The sequence below is a fragment of the Nocardia canadensis genome (assembly GCF_032656385.1).
GTDB lineage: Bacteria > Actinomycetota > Actinomycetes > Mycobacteriales > Mycobacteriaceae > Nocardia > Nocardia canadensis.
Window position 1 is genome coordinate 361,362 of record NZ_JAVCWB010000001.1, and the last position, 16,093, is coordinate 377,454.

13 protein-coding genes and 1 tRNA gene are annotated in these 16,093 nt (G+C 69.2%); 5 read left to right on the forward strand and 9 right to left on the reverse strand.

Annotated elements, in window-relative coordinates; all coding sequences use genetic code 11:
* Window positions 1–7: 7 nt before the first annotated feature.
* Window positions 8–715, forward strand: a complete 708-nt coding sequence (locus tag Q7X29_RS01630; RefSeq protein WP_316573093.1) for a RibD family protein — start codon at window positions 8–10, stop codon at window positions 713–715.
* 144 nt (window positions 716–859) lie between these two features.
* Window positions 860–1,327 carry a deaminase gene (locus Q7X29_RS01635; RefSeq protein WP_218715979.1) on the forward strand — a complete coding sequence of 156 codons (468 nt, stop codon included), beginning with the start codon at window positions 860–862 and terminating at the stop codon, window positions 1,325–1,327.
* Between the two features lie 2 nt (window positions 1,328–1,329).
* Here the strand turns inward: Q7X29_RS01635 and Q7X29_RS01640 are convergent, their stop codons facing one another.
* The 8 genes from Q7X29_RS01640 to Q7X29_RS01675 all read right to left on the reverse strand — a co-directional run bounded on the left by Q7X29_RS01640 (window position 1,330) and on the right by Q7X29_RS01675 (window position 11,765).
* On the reverse strand, window positions 1,330–1,749 hold the full coding sequence (locus tag Q7X29_RS01640) for a CBS domain-containing protein (RefSeq protein ID WP_218715980.1): 420 nt from the start codon (window positions 1,747–1,749) through the stop codon (window positions 1,330–1,332).
* 107 nt (window positions 1,750–1,856) lie between these two features.
* Window positions 1,857–3,761, reverse strand: coding sequence for a Stk1 family PASTA domain-containing Ser/Thr kinase (pknB, locus tag Q7X29_RS01645; protein WP_218715981.1), 1,905 nt, complete (start codon window positions 3,759–3,761; stop codon window positions 1,857–1,859).
* Window positions 3,758–5,296: a protein kinase domain-containing protein gene (locus tag Q7X29_RS01650; RefSeq protein WP_316573094.1), complete on the reverse strand. Its 1,539-nt coding sequence runs from the start codon at window positions 5,294–5,296 to the stop codon at window positions 3,758–3,760. Before Q7X29_RS01650 ends, pknB begins: the two co-directional genes overlap by 4 nt.
* Before the next feature lie 37 nt (window positions 5,297–5,333).
* Window positions 5,334–6,800: a peptidoglycan D,D-transpeptidase FtsI family protein gene (locus Q7X29_RS01655; RefSeq protein ID WP_218716011.1), complete on the reverse strand. Its 1,467-nt coding sequence runs from the start codon at window positions 6,798–6,800 to the stop codon at window positions 5,334–5,336.
* Window positions 6,797–8,269 (reverse strand): FtsW/RodA/SpoVE family cell cycle protein, encoded by a 1,473-nt coding sequence (locus Q7X29_RS01660; RefSeq protein WP_218716012.1) that lies wholly within the window; start codon window positions 8,267–8,269, stop codon window positions 6,797–6,799. Before Q7X29_RS01660 ends, Q7X29_RS01655 begins: the two co-directional genes overlap by 4 nt.
* Window positions 8,269–9,717: a protein phosphatase 2C domain-containing protein gene (locus Q7X29_RS01665; RefSeq protein WP_218716013.1), complete on the reverse strand. Its 1,449-nt coding sequence runs from the start codon at window positions 9,715–9,717 to the stop codon at window positions 8,269–8,271. The genes Q7X29_RS01660 and Q7X29_RS01665 overlap by 1 nt, the downstream gene beginning before the upstream one ends.
* A complete protein-coding gene (locus Q7X29_RS01670; RefSeq protein WP_218716014.1) occupies window positions 9,714–10,190 on the reverse strand; it encodes an FHA domain-containing protein FhaB/FipA in 477 nt (158 codons plus the stop codon). Before Q7X29_RS01670 ends, Q7X29_RS01665 begins: the two co-directional genes overlap by 4 nt.
* Before the next feature lie 168 nt (window positions 10,191–10,358).
* Window positions 10,359–11,765, reverse strand: coding sequence for a DUF3662 and FHA domain-containing protein (locus Q7X29_RS01675; protein ID WP_316573095.1), 1,407 nt, complete (start codon window positions 11,763–11,765; stop codon window positions 10,359–10,361).
* 219 nt (window positions 11,766–11,984) lie between these two features.
* Here Q7X29_RS01675 and Q7X29_RS01680 point away from each other — a divergent pair.
* Together Q7X29_RS01680 and Q7X29_RS01685 are read left to right on the forward strand one after the other, a co-directional pair.
* A tRNA-Leu gene (locus Q7X29_RS01680) sits at window positions 11,985–12,067 on the forward strand.
* Window positions 12,068–12,185: 118 nt separating this feature from the next.
* Entirely contained in the window at window positions 12,186–13,574 is a 1,389-nt protein-coding gene (locus Q7X29_RS01685) for a DUF1254 domain-containing protein (protein ID WP_316573096.1), read from the forward strand.
* 5 nt (window positions 13,575–13,579) lie between these two features.
* On the opposite strand, the gene Q7X29_RS01690 is transcribed toward Q7X29_RS01685, so the two are convergent.
* On the reverse strand, window positions 13,580–14,209 hold the full coding sequence (locus Q7X29_RS01690) for a methyltransferase domain-containing protein (RefSeq protein WP_218716016.1): 630 nt from the start codon (window positions 14,207–14,209) through the stop codon (window positions 13,580–13,582).
* An 80-nt stretch (window positions 14,210–14,289) separates the two neighbouring features.
* Between Q7X29_RS01690 and Q7X29_RS01695 the strand changes: the two genes are divergently transcribed.
* Window positions 14,290–15,720, forward strand: a complete 1,431-nt coding sequence (locus Q7X29_RS01695) for a hypothetical protein (protein ID WP_316573238.1) — start codon at window positions 14,290–14,292, stop codon at window positions 15,718–15,720.
* The last annotated feature ends 373 nt before the right edge of the window (window positions 15,721–16,093 follow it).

The following is a 16,093-nucleotide window of genomic DNA, read 5'->3' on the forward strand; positions in this document are numbered from 1 at the left end:
GTCCGCGATGGCACCGGGGAGTGACGCCGTGCGGCCGTTCGTGCTGTTGTCGGTGGCGGCGAGCCTGGACGGTTACATCGACGACGCGAGCGCGCAGCGGCTGCTGCTGTCCAACAGCGCCGACTTCGACCGCGTCGACCAGGTCCGCGCCGAATCCGACGCGATCCTGATCGGCGCGCGGACGCTGCGGACCGATAATCCCCGGCTGCTGGTCAACAGCGCCGTGCGCCGGGCCGACCGGGTGACGGCGGGCAAGCCGGAGTATCCGGTGAAGATCACCGTCACCGCGTCCGGCGAGCTCGATCCCGAGCTGCGGTTCTGGCACACCGGCGGCGACAAACTCGTCTACACCACCGACAGCGGCGCGGCCCGGCTCGGCGACCGGCTCGCCGGACTGGCCGAGGTGGTCGCGCTCGGCCCGGAACTGTCGCTGGCCGCCCTGGTCGACGACCTGGGCGCGCGCGGAATCGGCCGATTGATGGTCGAAGGCGGCACCGCGATGCACACCGGTTTCCTCGCCGCCGATCTGGTCGACGAGATCCGGCTCGCGATCGCGCCGATCCTGGTCGGCGACCCGGCGGCTCCGCGGTTCGTCGGCCCGGGGCGGTTTCCCGGTGGTGCACAACGACGGCTCCGGCTGGCAGGTGTGGAACAACTTGGGGATGTCGCTGTGCTGAAGTACCTGGTCGGGCACGGCGACGAGCCCGTCCGCTAACCGGCCCTGTGGTCGAAATCATGTTCACGACCTGGGGAAATATCACTGTCCACAGCTTGTCCGGCGAATCGCTGCACACCTGAACATGACCGAATCCACATCATGCGACAGTTGTGGATAACTCCCGACCAGCAGGGGAACCCGATGACCGCAAGCAGTGCCGAGAGCACCGACCACCGATTCATGCACAGGGCGATCGAACTCGCCAGGAACTGCCCACCCAGCCCGACGGCCTATTCGGTGGGCGCGGTGATCGTCGCCGATGGTGTGGAGATCTCCGCCGGCTACTCCAGGGAGACCGACGAGAAGGTGCACGCCGAGGAGTCGGCGCTGAACAAGCTCGACCCGGACGATCCGCGGCTGACCAGGGCGACGATCTACAGCACGCTCGAACCGTGCTCGACCCGCGCCACCGCGAGCCGGCTGCCGTGCGCCGACCGGATCCTGGCCGCCGGCATCCCGACCGTCGTCATCGCCTGGCGTGAGCCGAGCCTGTTCGTCGCCGCGTGCGAGGGTGTGGACAAACTCCGCGGGCACGGCGTGCGGGTGGTGGAGCTGACCGACCTGGCCGAGGAGGCCATGTCGATGAACTCCCATCTCGATCTGAGCTGAGGTCAGGGCCGCCCGTAGATGGCGGTCACGAACTCGCCCAGCTGGTTGTCGTCGAGGTGCCGGGCCAGATCGGCTTCGCTGATCATGCCGACCAGCCGCTTGTTGTCGATCACCGGCATCCGCTTGACCCGATGGCCTTCCATCTGGTCGAGCACGTCCTCCACGTCGGCGTCCGCGCTGACCCACCGCGGGGTGGACTCGCACAACTCGGCCGCGGTCGTGGTTTCGGGGGACAGGCCGAGCGCGATGCACTTCACGACGATGTCGCGATCGGTGATGATGCCGCACATGCGCTCGTCGTCGTCGGCGACGACAAGCGATCCGACACCGAGATCGGCCATCGCCGTCGCCGCGGTCGCCACGGTGTCACCGCGGGTGATCCACTGCGCGCCGGGCTTCATGATGTCCCTGGCCGTGGTCATAGGGGCTACCTCCTCGTTCAGCGGTGCTGGGTGGGATGAAGCAGCCTCATTCTGCGCCCGCCGCGTCGCGGCAGGTGGGTTCTCCACGCAATCGAGACCTGGCGATCTCAGCGCGGTAGCGGCGAAGCACCCACCTGCAGCACGACGTTGCCGGTGATGGTCACCGTGGATCCCGCCGCCGGACTCTGGCCGACGACCTTGCCGGAGGCACTGCCGTCCAGCGTGATCACGGTGGTCTGGCTGAGCTGACCGGTCCAGCCGAGCGCGCGCAGCTGTTCCTGCGCCTGCGTCGGGGTGAGTCCGCTCAGGTCGGGGACCGTGATCCGGTCACCGGCCGAGACCTGCACGGTGATGGTCGACCCCTTCTCGGCGTTGCTGCCGCCGGTCGGGTTGGTCGAGAGCACCTGGCCCTTCGGCGCGGACGACTTCACTTCCTGGATGTCGACCTTGAACCCGGCGCTGTCGACCAGGTTCGGCTGGGCGATCGAGATGTCCTGACCGACCACCGTCGGCACCCGGACCTGCTCCGGCCCCGAGCCGATGGTGATCACGATCGGCTGATCGATGTCGACCCGCACGCCCGCGCTCGGCTCCTGCGCGATCACCTTGTCGGTCTCGGCGGTGCTCGACGCCTTGCGCGGCGGGTTCGGGCTCAGGGTCAGCCCGATCGAGTTCAGCTTCTGCTCGGCCTCGGCCTGGGTCAGCCCGGACAGCCGCGGCACCTGCACCTGGGTCGGTCCGGTCGACACTTGCATGGTGACGGTGCTGCCCTCGTCGATCCGGGAACCGCCGAGCGGCTGGGTCGCGATGACATTGCCGACGGCCACCTTGCCGTCCGCCTTCTGCTGGGTGGCGACGTGGAACCCGGCCTGCTGCAACGCGGTCTGGGCCTGCTGCGACGGCTGACCCGACACGTCGGGGACGGCCACCTGATCGGCCTTGCTGCCCGGTCCGACCAGCACCCAGAACAGCCCGAACGCCACCGCCAGCGCGGCGGCGACGCCGAGCGCGATCAGCCCGGTCCGGTTGCGGCCCTCGGCGGGCGGCGCGATCGCGGCCTGCTCGGAGGTGTCGTCGCGACGATCACGGAACGAGCGCGGGGCGGGCTCGTCGTCGTAGTCGAGGATGGTGGTGCGATCTTCCTCGTTCATCACCATCGGCGCGCTCGGCTTCTGGCCGCCGAGCACCCGGATCAGATCGGCGCGCATCTCCGCGGCCGTCTGGTACCGGTTGGCCGGGTTCTTGGCCATCGCCTTGAGGATCACCGAGTCGAGTTCGCGCGGCACGCCGGGATTCACCGACGACGGCAGCGGCGGATCCTCCTTGACGTGCTGGTAGGCGACCGCGACCGGCGAGTCGCCGGTGAACGGCGGCTGGCCGGTGAGGATCTCGAACAGCACGCAGCCGACCGAGTACACATCAGAGCGGGCGTCGACGGTCTCGCCGCGCGCCTGCTCCGGGGAGAGGTACTGCGCGGTGCCGATCACCGCGGCGGTCTGGGTCATCGGGTTGGAACTGTCGGCGATCGCGCGCGCGATGCCGAAATCCATCACCTTCACCGCGCCCGCGCGATTGATCATGATGTTGGCGGGCTTCATGTCGCGGTGCACGATGCCGGCCTTGTGGCTGAAATCGAGCGCAGCGCACACGTCGGCCACGACTTCCATCGCCTTGCGCGGGGCCAGCGGGCCCTTGCCGCGCACGATGTCGCGCAGGGTGTCGCCCTCGACGTACTCCATGACGATGTAGGGCAGCGGGCCGCCGTCGACGGTGGCCTCGCCGGTGTCGTACACCGCGACGATGGCCGGATGATTCAGCGCGGCCGCGTTCTGCGCTTCCCGCTTGAACCGCAGGTAGAACGTGGGATCGCGGGCCAGATCGGCCCGCAGCACCTTGATCGCGACATCGCGCGAGAGGCGCACGTCGCGGGCCTTGTGCACCTCCGACATGCCGCCGAACCCGATGATCTCGCCCAGCTCGTACCGCGAGGAGAGATTCTTCGGGGTCGTCATGGTTGTCCTTGTGGCGGAGTGTTGTCGACGGTGATGTTCGGGCCCAGCGCGTTCGGGGCGTCCGGGAACGGCAGGTCGAGCGTGGGCAGCCGGGGCCTGCCGTTGACCGTCGTCGTTCCGGCGGCCGGGGTGGTGGTGGCCGGCTTGGTGGTCTTCGTCGTCGTCGGCGCCTTGGTGGTGGTCGTCGGCGGCGGTGTCGTCGTGGTGGTCGGCGGTTCCGTCGTTGTCGTCGGCGCCTCGGTGGTCGTCGTCGGGCGCGGCGGTTCCGTGGTCGTTTGCGGCGCCTCGGTGGGCGGCACGATCGGCGGCGGGAACGACTTGGTGGTCACCGGCGGCGGCAGCGGTTTGGTGGTCTGGGTGGTGGTGGTCGTGGTGCCGGAGTCGCGGTTCGGCTCACCGCCGAACAGCACCCAGAGCACGACGCCGCCGAGCAACAGCGCGCCAACGCCCAGGGCGATCAGCCATTTTTGGTTGTTCTTGGCGGTGCTGGTCGCCGCCACCGCCGCGGGCGCGGCGGCCTGCGTCGCCGGACCGGTGTAGCCGCCCGCGGGGGTGATCGGCTGCGGCGCCTGGTTGCCGAAGCGCATGGTCGCGCCGTCGTACTCGGCACCGGCGGCCGCCGGGATGACCATGGTCGGGCCGGGCGGCAGCACCCGGGTCGCGCCGGTCAGCGGGGGCGCGGCGCCGGCGGGCGGCGGCGGCATGTGGCCCGCGCGCACCGCGGCGACGGCGTCGGCGAACTCGCCACCGCTGCTGTAGCGCTGGGTCGGGTCCTTGGCCATCGTGATCGCGATCAGCTCGTGCACGTTGGCGGGCAGATCGGCGGGCATCGGCGGCGGCGCGTCGCGGACGTGCTTCATCGCGACGGTGATGGCGCCGTCGCCGGTGAACGGGCGCACGCCGGCCAGTGCCTCGTAGCCGACGATGCCGAGCGAATAGACGTCGCTGGCCGCGGTGGCGTCCTCGCCGACGGCCTGTTCGGGCGCGATGTACTGCGCGGTGCCCATCACCATGCCCGTCTTGGTCACCGGCGAGGCGTCGACCGCCTTGGCGATGCCGAAGTCGGTGATCTTGACCTGGCCGGTGGGCGTCACCAGGATGTTGCCCGGCTTCACGTCACGGTGCACCACACCGGCGGCGTGGGCCACCTCGAGTGCGCGCCCGGTCTGCTCGAGCATGTCCAGACCCTGGACGACCGAGAGCCTGCCCATCCGGTTCAGCACCGCGTTCAGCGGCTCGCCCTGCACCAGTTCCATGACCAGGTAGGCGGTTTCGCCACCGGACGGGTCGGTGGTCTCGCCGTAGTCGTAGATACCGGCGATACCGGGGTGGTTGAGCTGCGCGGTGGTGCGCGCCTCGGTCCGGAACCGCTGACGGAAGGTCGGGTCGGCGGAGAACTCGGTCTTGAGGACCTTGACCGCTACCCGCCGGTCGAGCCGGGTGTCCATCGCTTCCCACACCTGACCCATGCCGCCCGTGGCGATGAGCCGTTGCAGACGGTAGCGGTCGGCGATCATGGCGCCGTTGTTCAGCATCGGGGCCCCCGTGTTGTCACTCGCACACTCATTTCGTTCAGCCCCCTGCCAGACCCGCGTCCAGCACCGACCTGGCGATCGGTGCCGCCACCGAGCCACCGGTGGCCTGGAGGGCCCGGTCGCCGCCGTTCTCGACGATCACCGCGATGGCGATCTTCGGGTTCTGGGCGGGCGCGAAGGCCATATACCAGGCGTGTGGCGGGGTGTTACGGGGATTGCTGCCGTGTTCGGCCGTTCCGGTCTTGGACGCGATCTGGTACGGCGACCGGCCACCGCCCGCGGTATTGGCCTCCGAGGCGACCATCAGATTCGTCAGCGTCGACGCTACCTGGGGACTCACGGCTTGTCCGACCGAGACGGCCTTGGTCTTGCTGAGCTCGGACAGGTCCGGCGCCTGGGTCTGATCGACCAGGTACGGCTGCATCCTGGTGCCGCCGTTGGCGATCGTCGCGGCGACCACCGCGATGTCGAGCGGGGTGACCGCGACATCACGCTGACCGATGCTGGACTGTCCGAGGGCCGCGTTGTCCGGGATCGGGCCGACCGTCGACTCCGCCACCGGGATCGGCACCCCGCGATGCGGGCCGATGCCGAACGCGGCGGCCTCGTCCTTGAGTGCGCTCGCGCCGACCTTCACGCCGAGCTCGACGAACGCGGTGTTGCAGGAGCGCCGGAACGCGTCGTAGAGGCTCGCGGTCGGCCCGTCACCACAGGTGCTGCCGCCGTAGTTCTCCAGCGTGGTGCTGGTGCCGGGCAGGGTGATGTTGGGCGCCGCGGTGAACTGGTCGTCGGGACCGGCCACACCGTTGGACAGCGCCGCCGCGGTGACGATGGTCTTGAAGGTCGAGCCGGGCGGGTAGGTCTGCGAGACGGCGCGATTGAGCATGGGCTGACTGGGATCGGTGCTGAGCCGCTCCCACGCCGCCCGGCCCGCCGCGCCGTCGTGGCCCGACAGCTCGTTGGGGTCGTAGCTGGGGGTCGAGACCATCGTCAGGATCTTGCCGGTGCTCGGCTCGATCGCGACCACCGCGCCGGTGTAGCCCTTCGAGGTCATCTGGTCGTAAGCGACCTGCTGCATCATCGGATTGAGTGTGGTGAGCACGTTGGCGCCGCGCGGATCCCGCCCGGAGAACATGTCGATGAGCCTGCGGCCGAACAGGCTCGAGTCGTTGCCCGACAGCAGCGGGTCCTCGGCCAGTTCGAGTCCGGTCTTGCCGTACTGCATCGAATAGAAGCCGGTGACCGGCGCGTACGCGGGCGGGGTGCTCGGGTACTGGCGCAGGTACTTGTACCGGTCGTCGGTGGCGACCGAGCTCGCGAGCACGGTGCCGCCTGCGGAGATCTGCCCGCGCTGACGCGAGTACTCGTCGAGCAGCACGCGCGAATTGCGCGGATCGCTGCGCAGATCGTCGGCCTTGACCACTTGCAGATAGGTGGCGTTCACGAGCAGCGCGACCACCATCACCATCACGGCGACGGCGACGCGACGTAGTGGAGTGTTCATTCGCTCGCCCTGCCTTCCGACCTGCGGAACATCTCGGTCGGCGCCTCGGCGATCGGCGCCGGGCCGCGCTTGCGCACCGGTGCGGGCGCGCGGGCGGCATCGGAGATCTTGATCAGCAGCCCGAGCAGCGCGTAGTTCGCCAGCAGCGACGAACCGCCGTAGGAGATGAACGGCGTGGTCAGGCCGGTCAGCGGGATCAGCTTGGTGACACCGCCGACGACGACGAAGATCTGGATCGCGATCGTGAACGAGAGCCCGGCCGCGAGCAGCTTGCCGAAGCTGTCGCGCACGGCCAGCGCGGTCCGCAGCCCACGCACGATGAAGATCAGGAACAGCATCAGCACCGCGGTGAGCCCGATCAGGCCGAGCTCCTCACCGATCGTGGTGACGATGAAGTCGGTCTTGGCGAACGGCACCTGGTTGGGTCGGCCGCTGCCGAGCCCGGTGCCCGCCAGCCCGCCGGTCGCGAAACCGAACAGCGACTGCGAGATCTGGTAGCCGGTGTTGTGGTAGTCGTCGAACGGGTGCAGCCAGGTGTCCACGCGGACCCGCACGTGCCCGAAGAGCTGGTAGGCGAAGACGAAGCCGAGCACCAGCAGGCCGCCGCCGATGATCAGCCAGCCCACCCGCTCGGTGGCGATGTAGATCATCACCAGTACCGTGCCGAAGATCAGCAGCGAGGTGCCGAGGTCCTTCTCCAGCACGAGCACGCCGATGCAGACGATCCAGACGATCAGCACCGGTCCCATGTCGCGCGGGCGCGGGAAGTCCATGCCGAGGAAGTGCTTGCCCGCCGCGGTGAACAGGTCGCGCTTGGCCACCAGCACGCCGGCGAAGAACACGATCAGCAGGATCTTCGCGAATTCGCCCGGCTGCACGCTGAATCCGGGCAGCCGGATCCAGATCTTGGCGCCGTTGACTTCGGAGAACCGGCTGGGCAGCAGTGCCGGAATCGCCAGCGCGAGCAGTCCGACCAGGCCTAGGGTGTAGGTGTAGCGCGCGAGCGTGCGGTAGTCCCGCAAGACGATGAGCAGGGTGATGAACACCACGATGCCCAGGCCGGTCCACATGATCTGCTGATTGGCGTCGGGGGAGGGAAGGGGACTCGAGTCGTAGGCGGCCTTCTGCGCGTCCGCGAGGTCGAGCCGGTGGATCAGCACCAGCCCCAAACCGTTGAGCAGCGCCACGATCGGTAGCAGCAGTGGATCGGCGAACGGCGCGAACCGGCGCACGGCCAGATGCGCGACACCGAACAGCGCGAGGAATGCCAGTCCGTACTTGGCGATGTCCCAGGTGATCGACTGTTCCTGGCTCGCCTCGACGATGAACAACGACACCGTCGTGATCCCCGCCGCCCCCGCCAGCAGCAGCAACTCCTGGTTGCGTCGCGTCGACGGGGGTGGTGCTGGCGCGAATCCGCCAGGGGGGCTGGGGAAAGCCCCAGCCGACGGCGGTGCCGGTGCGGACATCAGTCCGTCACCCGGCAGTTCTCCCCTGAGATCTGCGGAGTTGTCGGGGGAACGGTCGTCGTGGTCGGGGCGGGCGGCGTCGTGGTCGGCGTCGCGGGCTGATCGGGGCCGGGAGTCGGCGCGCCACCGGGGGTCACCGGCGGCTGCTCGGTGGGCAGCACGCCGGGCTGGGGCACCGATTCCTTCTTCGGGCAGGCCGGCAGCAGTTCCTTCTGCAGCAGCATCATGCTGTCGCGCGCCTTGTCCAGCGAGTCCGGCGGCAGGCCCCGCTCGACCTGATCGCGGCCGGTCTGCTTGAGATCGCTGACCATCAGCTTCTTGCAGCCTGCGGGCGCGGACTTACCGGCCTCGATGAGGGTGAGCTCGCCCTTGCTGGTGGCGCAGCCGGTGAGCTCCACATCGTGGATCGAGTAGCCGAGGATCGAGCCGGGCAGGCCGCGCATGACGACCACCTGATCGTTGTCGGCGCCCACGTAGTAGTTGCTGCGAATCATCTTGTAGCCGACCACGAGTCCGACGGCGACCGCGGCGATCAGCGCCAGCGAGAGCAGCAGCCAGCGCAGCTTGTGCGACTTGGGCTCCGGCGGCGGGGGCGCGGCGGCGGCCCGGCGAGGCTGGGCGCGCGGTGGGCGCATCGCGGCGGCACGACCCGCGGCGGTGTTCGGCGGCGGGGTGTCTTCCTCCTCCTCGGTGGAGGCGGCGCCCGCGACGATCGGATGGCTCTGGCCGTAGTCCAGGTCGATCACGTCGGCGACGACGACGGTGACGTTGTCGGGACCACCACTGCGCAAAGCCAATTCGATGAGCCGGTCGGCGCACTCGTCGGTATTGCCCTCGCGCATGGTGTTGCCGATGGTCTCGTCGCTCACCACGTCCGAAAGTCCGTCGGAGCACAGCAGATACCGGTCACCGGCGCGGGCTTCGCGCATGATCAGCGTCGGCTCGATCTCGTTGCCGGTGAGGGCACGCATGATCAGCGACCGCTGCGGGTGGGTGTGCGCCTGCTCGGCGGTGATCCGGCCCTCGTCGACCAGCGATTGCACGAACGTGTCGTCGCGGGTGATCTGGGTGAGTTCGCCCTCGCGCAGCAGGTACGCGCGCGAGTCGCCGATGTGCACCATGCCGAGCTTGCCGCCCGCGAACAGGATGGCGGTGAGCGTGGTGCCCATGCCGTCGAGTTCGGGTTCGGCCTCGACGTGGTCGGCGATGGCCGCGTTGCCGGAACGCGTTGCGCGGTCGAGCTTGCCGAGGATGTCCTGGCCGGGCTCGTCGTCGTCCAGATGCGCCAGTGCGGCGATCATCAGCTGGGAGGCGACTTCACCGGCGGCGTGGCCACCCATGCCGTCGGCGAGGGCCAGCAGGCGCGCGCCCGCGTAGACCGAATCCTCGTTGTTGCCCCGGACGAGTCCGCGGTCGCTTCGCGCGGTGTAGCGCAGAACAAGTGTCACGATCGCAGCTCGATCACAGTTTTGCCGACCCGGACCGGAGTACCGAGCGGAACACGGACAGCGGTGGTGACTTTCGCGCGGTCGAGATAAGTGCCGTTGGTGGAGCCGAGGTCCTCCACGTACCAGTCGTCACCACGCTGAGACAGTCGCGCGTGCCTGGTCGAGGCGTAGTCGTCGGTGAGTACCAGCGTCGAATCGTCGGCACGGCCGATGAGGACCGGCTGCGTGCCGAGTGTGATTCGAGTGCCGGCGAGTGAACCATGAGTCACCACTAGATACTTGGCGCCCTTCTGGCCTCGGCTGAAGGAAGGCAGCCCGATGGACCCGCGCGCACCGCGTGCGGCCCTGGGCTGAATCCGGATGCCGGATGCCGCGTAGATATCGCTGCGCAAGGTCCGCAGAACGGCCCAGACGAACAACCAGAGCAGCAGCAGGAACCCCGCGCGGGTCAATTGCAGGATCAATCCCTGCACGGCGTTCCACCTCCTGTTCGCCCGGGTACGTCGGTACGGCAGGTGCGGGGCGAACCACCCCCACCAGCGTGCTGGCTTGCGGGCCCCGAGGTCGGGGCCGTGCGTGTGATGGCAGCATCATAGGGCCGACGGCGTCGACTCGTGACCTGCACCGCGCAGCTTACGGGATCAGACGATACGGATCAGGATCTCCGAATGTCCGGCCCGGATGACGTCGCCGTCGGCGAGCTGCCAATCCTGTACGGGCGAGCCGTTGACCAGGGTTCCGTTGGTGGAACCCAGATCCGAGAGCATCGCGGTCTGGCCGTCCCAGCGCACTTCGATGTGGCGGCGCGACACACCGGTGTCGGGCAGGCGGAAGTGCGCGTCCTGGCCGCGGCCGATGATATTGCTGCCCTCGCGGAGCTGGTATGTGCGGCCGCTGCCGTCGTCGAGCTGCAGGGTGGCCGAGTAGCTGGACTGGGCGGCGCCGTATCCGGCACCGGCGGCGGGCTGGCCGTAGCCCTGCGGCTGGGCGCCGTAACCGCCCTGCTGGCCGTAACCCGCCTGCTCCTCCTGGCCGTAACCGGCCTGCTGGCCGTAGCCCTGCTGCGGATCGGCGTAGCCCTGCTGGCCGTAGCCCGGGTCGGCGTAACCGTTCTGGCCGTAGCCGCCCTGCTGGTCGTAGCCGGGCTCGGCGTAACCCTGCTGGCCGTAGCCGGGCTGCTGGCCGTAACCGGGCTGCGGATCGGCGTAACCCGGCTGGCCGTAGCCGCCCTGCTGGTCGTAGCCCGGCTCGGCATAGCCCTGCTGGCCGTACCCACCCTGCTGACTGTAGGCCTGCTGGCCGTAGCCGCCCTGCTGGTCGTATCCGGGCTCGCCGTAGGCGGGCTGGGCGCCGTAGCCGCCCTGCTGGCCGTAGCCGGCCTGGCCGCCCGCGTTGTCGTACCCGTTCTGGTACCCGCCCTGCTGGTCGTAGCCGGGCTCGCCGTAACCGGGCTGGGCGCCGTAGCCGCCCTGCTGGCCGTACTCGTCGGGGTAGGCACCGCCAGGAGCCGCACCGCGGGCGGGCGGCGGCGCGTACCCGCGATTGCGTGGATCGGACTCCGCGGGCTCTCGGCTCGGCTCGTAGCCTGAGTTGTGCGTCATGGGGCCAGCTCCTGGTTGCGGGTGTGCGGGTCGTTGTGGCGGTTCGGGGCGAGGTGGGGCGGTCCCGCGACCGGCGTCGGGGTCGACGCGGCCGCTCGCTCTGAACATTCCGGTGTGCAGCGTAGGTGATGCCTCGAACGCCACGTGTACTTCGCCGTAGGTCTGCCAGCCCTGCTCGCGGATGTAATCGTGCAGATGTTTGGCGAACGCCTTGGTCGTGAGGTCGTGATCGGCATCGAGTTTTCCGTGATCGGATTCGTTGATCGTGATCACGTAACTGTTCGGCGCGAGCTTGTGCCCACCGCCCAGATCCTGGACCTGATCTGCGGCTTCGCGCTGCAGCGCGGCCTCCACCTCCTGGGGAACGACGCTGCCGCCGAAAGCCCTCGCGAACACGTCACCGACGGCGCCCTGTAAGCGACGCTCGAATCTCGACACGATGCCCATCACAGCCCTCCCTTCGGTGCGCGTGTCCGACCAGGTCGACACGCTGGTTACGGCGTGTCCGGACCCGACCACGTTCCTTGCATGATATCCACGATCCTCCAACCCTGTAACTCCCGGCGAACCGCCCCGGTTCCCGAGCCGAATCCGCTCGCATCGCCGCAGGTCAGAGGGTCGATTTTATTTTCGACGGCGGAGCATGTTAGATTTTTCCAGTCGCTCGGGCGAGTGGCGGAATGGCAGACGCGCTGGCTTCAGGTGCCAGTGTCCGTAAGGACGTGGGGGTTCAAGTCCCCCTTCGCCCACAGAGACCAGAGGCTCGATCCATCAGGATCGGGCCTCTGGTCGTTTCTGCCGGCATTCCCCAGGATGTCACCCGATTCGTGTGAGGTAACGCGCTGTCGTCGCCGTTAGGTTCGGGCGATGGTGAACCCGCTACTTCCCGGCCGCCTCGGGCGTGTTCGCGCCGATGGTGAGCTCCCCGCACGTGCCGACCTGCCCTTGATCTTCGACGAGCTCGACTATCAGATGGCGTGTCAGGCCTATCTCTGGGCACTGCCGCTGGTGTCCTACGCCCAGTGGCAGACCCAGCACCGGGACGTGTTCGGCGCCGGCGACTACGACCTGGTGCACTACGTGAGTTACCAGGACCGGCTCGGTCTGATCACCGCGAACGCCACCACGCCGTACATCCTCAACTTCATCGATCTCGGCGCCACCGGCCCCCTGATCGTGTCGGTGCCGCCGGGACACACCGCGGGCGGGTTCTCCGACTTCTGGCAGCGTGAGTTCGGCATCCTGGGGGAGATGGGCCCCGATCAGGGCAAGGGCGGCGAGCACCTGATCATCCCGCCCGGCATGCCCGAGCCCCAGCTCGACGGCGAGCACTTCCGCCACCAGGCCACCGGGATGAACGTGATGTTCGGGTTCCGAACCCTCGACCCCGACCCGGACCGGGCCCGCGCGCTGGTCGACCAGGTCCGGATACGGCCGGTCACCGGGACGGCCCCGACCACCAGGTTGATCTCTCCGGCAGGCCGGGCGTGGACCGGCGATCAGCCACGCGGGATGGACTATTGGGTTCGCCTGCACGACATCTACCAGCGCGAGATCGTCGACGAACGGGACCGCTTCCACCTGGCGATGCTCGCCCAGCTCGGCATCGAGAAGGACAAGCCGTTCGCCCCGGACGAGCGGACCACAGCGCTGTTGACCGAGGCCGCCGCGGCGGGTGAGCTGATGGCACAGGCGAATTCGTTCGCCAAACGCTTCCCCGGCGCGTCGTACTGGCCGGACCGGCAGTGGGATCTGGTGCTCCAGCTCGACCGGTCCGATCAGCGCACGCGGTACTACGACCAGCTGTTGGAAAGGGCGGCGTGGTTCTACGAAGCCGTCAGTTTCTCCGCGGCCATGAAGAGCCAGACGCCCGGCGTCGGGCAGGCCTATCTCGGCGCGTACACCGATGCGGCGGGCGCGTGGCTCGACGGCGGCAAGTCCTACACGGTGCGGGTGCCCGCCGACCCGCCCGCCGCGCTGTTCTGGTCGATCACCGTCTACGACGCGTGGACCCGCTGCCTCATCGACAACGCGCAGCAGCGCGGCGACCGCGGTTCCCGCGACGCGGAGCTGGTGACCAACGCCGACGGTTCGGTCGATCTGTACTTCGGGCCGACGCCGCCCAGTGCCGGTGCGAGCAATTGGATCCAGACCCTCCCCGGCAAGCACTGGTTCGCCTACGCCCGGTTCTACGGGCCGCTCGAGCCGTACTTCGACCGCAGCTGGAAACTGGGCGACATCACCGAGATCCGCTGATCCGCTCAGTCCTTGCGGGCGATCAGCAGGTGATGCGGAATCGGCGGGTTGGCCAGGGTGCGCTGCTCGACCGTCAGGCCGGCACCGGCCAGCGCCGCGACGACGTCGGCGACGGGCCGCAGGGTGAATCCATACGACGTGAACGGCATCGCGGCCATCGCGTCGGGATCGCCGATCCCGACCACCGCCGCGCCGCCCGGCCGCAGGACGCGAGCCAGCTCGGCGCAGGCGGCGGGCAGCTCGTCGAGGAAGTAGAGGGTGTTGACGGTGATCGCCGCGTCCAGGCTCGCGTCGGGCAGCGGCAGCGCGGTGAGGGTGCCCTCGGCCAAGACGATGCGCCCGTCCCCGGCGAACCCCGAGCGGGCGCGGGCGAGCATGTCGGCCGAGGGCTCGATGCCGTGCACCACACCACCGGGGCCGACCCGGTCGAGCAGCAGCGTCAGCCCGATACCGCCGCCGAAGCCGATATCGGCGACCGTCGCGCCCGCGGCCACCCCCGTCGCGTCGACGGCGGCGGCGATGGCGCGCTTGTTGCCGCGGTTGAGAACGAAAGCGACGACCTTGCCGAGCGTTCCGTGCGGATTGCCGAGCTGATCGGCGACGGTCGTGAGCAGTCGATCCTTGACCCCGGGCATGGGCTCATCGTAGGCGTGCGCGGTGACACGGATCCGAAACCTTCCGCTCGCGCGCGCGGTGCGGTTCGATACAGCCCGTGATCTCTCGCCGCCGCGCCGCCGTCCGCCTCGCCGCTGTCGCCCTCGCGGCGGCCTGTGCCTGCGCCGGACCGGCGAGCGCCGAGACCGCGCGGCCGGTCACCGGTCCGCTCGCGGCGGCCAATCCGTTCCTCGGTCCGCTCGGCACGGCGACCATGCACGGCGACGCGGGTTCCTCCGATGTCACCCCGCTCGCCGGTCCGGCGCCGGGCGCGCCGGTGACCGTGTATCCCCTCGGCGCGGCCTGCCCGACGCTGCTCGAAGGCGCCGACGGCCTGGTGGTGGGGCTGTGCACCGCCATCGCGGGCCAGACCCCGACGGTGTTCCTGCTCGATCCGGCGGCCCCCGGCCCGCTCACCGGCGCGCTCGCGACGCTGCCGCTGGCCAAGGGCAGCCTGCTCGGCGGTGTGTACGCCTACCTCGACAACGAGGATCAACTCGTGGTCGTCGACGGCAACCGGCGACTGCTGCGCGTCGCGCACGGTCGCGACGGCGACGGCCGGTACTGGCTGCGGGCCGCGGAACAGGCCGACCTGTCCGGATCGATTCCCCAGGGCGACAACGTGACCGGGCTGGTTCCGGACTGGTCGGGCGACGTCTGGTTCGCGACCGGGCACGGCGTCGTCGGATTCGCCGATCACGCGGGCCGGGTGTCGACGGTGCGGCTGCCCACCGGCGAACAGATCGCCAACAGCATCTCCTCGGCGCCGAACGGCGGTGTGGCCGTGGCGACTACACACGCGCTCTACGAACTGCGCGCGAAAGACGGCCTGCCCGAGGTGCTCTGGCGCGCGCCCTACGATCGCGGCGCGGCGCGCAAGCCGGGCCAGCTCAGCTGGGGCACCGGATCGACCCCGACCTACTTCGGTCCGGTCACCGGCGACGAGTACCTCACCATCGTCGACAACGCCGACGGCCGGGTGAATCTGCTCGTGCTGCGGTCGGGGTCGGGCGAGCGGGTCTGCTCGGTGCCGGTGCTCACCACGGCGGGCGCGGGCAGCGAGAATTCGCCGATCGCGGTGGGCACGTCGATCTTCGTCGCGAGCACCTACGGCTATCCCTACCCGACGGTGCCCGAGGGCGCCGGGCCCGCCGTCCCCGCGACCGCGCCCTTCCACGGCGGGCTGACCAGGGTCGACCTGACCACCGACGGCTGTGTGCCGGTGTGGGACAGCCCGGTGCGCAGCGCCGCCGTGCCGCGCCTGTCGCTGGCCGACGGCGGTATCCACACCCTGCGTCGCGTCGGGCCCGAGGCGACGACGCCGCTGGACGGTTTCGAGTACGTCGTCCTCGATCCGGCGACCGGTGCGGTCCGCGCCGCGCGAGCGCTGCCCGGCACCGTCGCGGAGGACCCGTTGCAGATGGCGGCGCTCATCACCCACGGCGGCGCTCTGCTGCAGGGCACGGTGACGGGGGTCGTCCGGGTCGGCTGAGCACGGCCTATGCCTGTGTGAGGCGAAGATCACAGTGTCGGGAGCGGGCCGTATTCCGGGCGTTCGCGTGCCGATCTCACGCCGTTCGGCGGACCGTTCGCAACCGGTCGCCTGTCCAAATTATGGCCTCGTGACAGGCGCTACGGCCTGATTGCTAGGCGCTGATCTTGTTTGCAGCCCTGTAAACAAACTTGGAGTCTCTTTTATCGCGATTCGACTCAGGCTATCGAAATTCCGTTGCCGAATCCGCAGGTGATCGGCTATGCAAGCACGTTTGCAAGATCATCGGCAACCGCCGGGAATACCGGCGCCGCGCGATGGCGAGTGATGGGTGAGTCGATTTCGAAGGTTTGCCGTAGGTGAATTCTCGGTG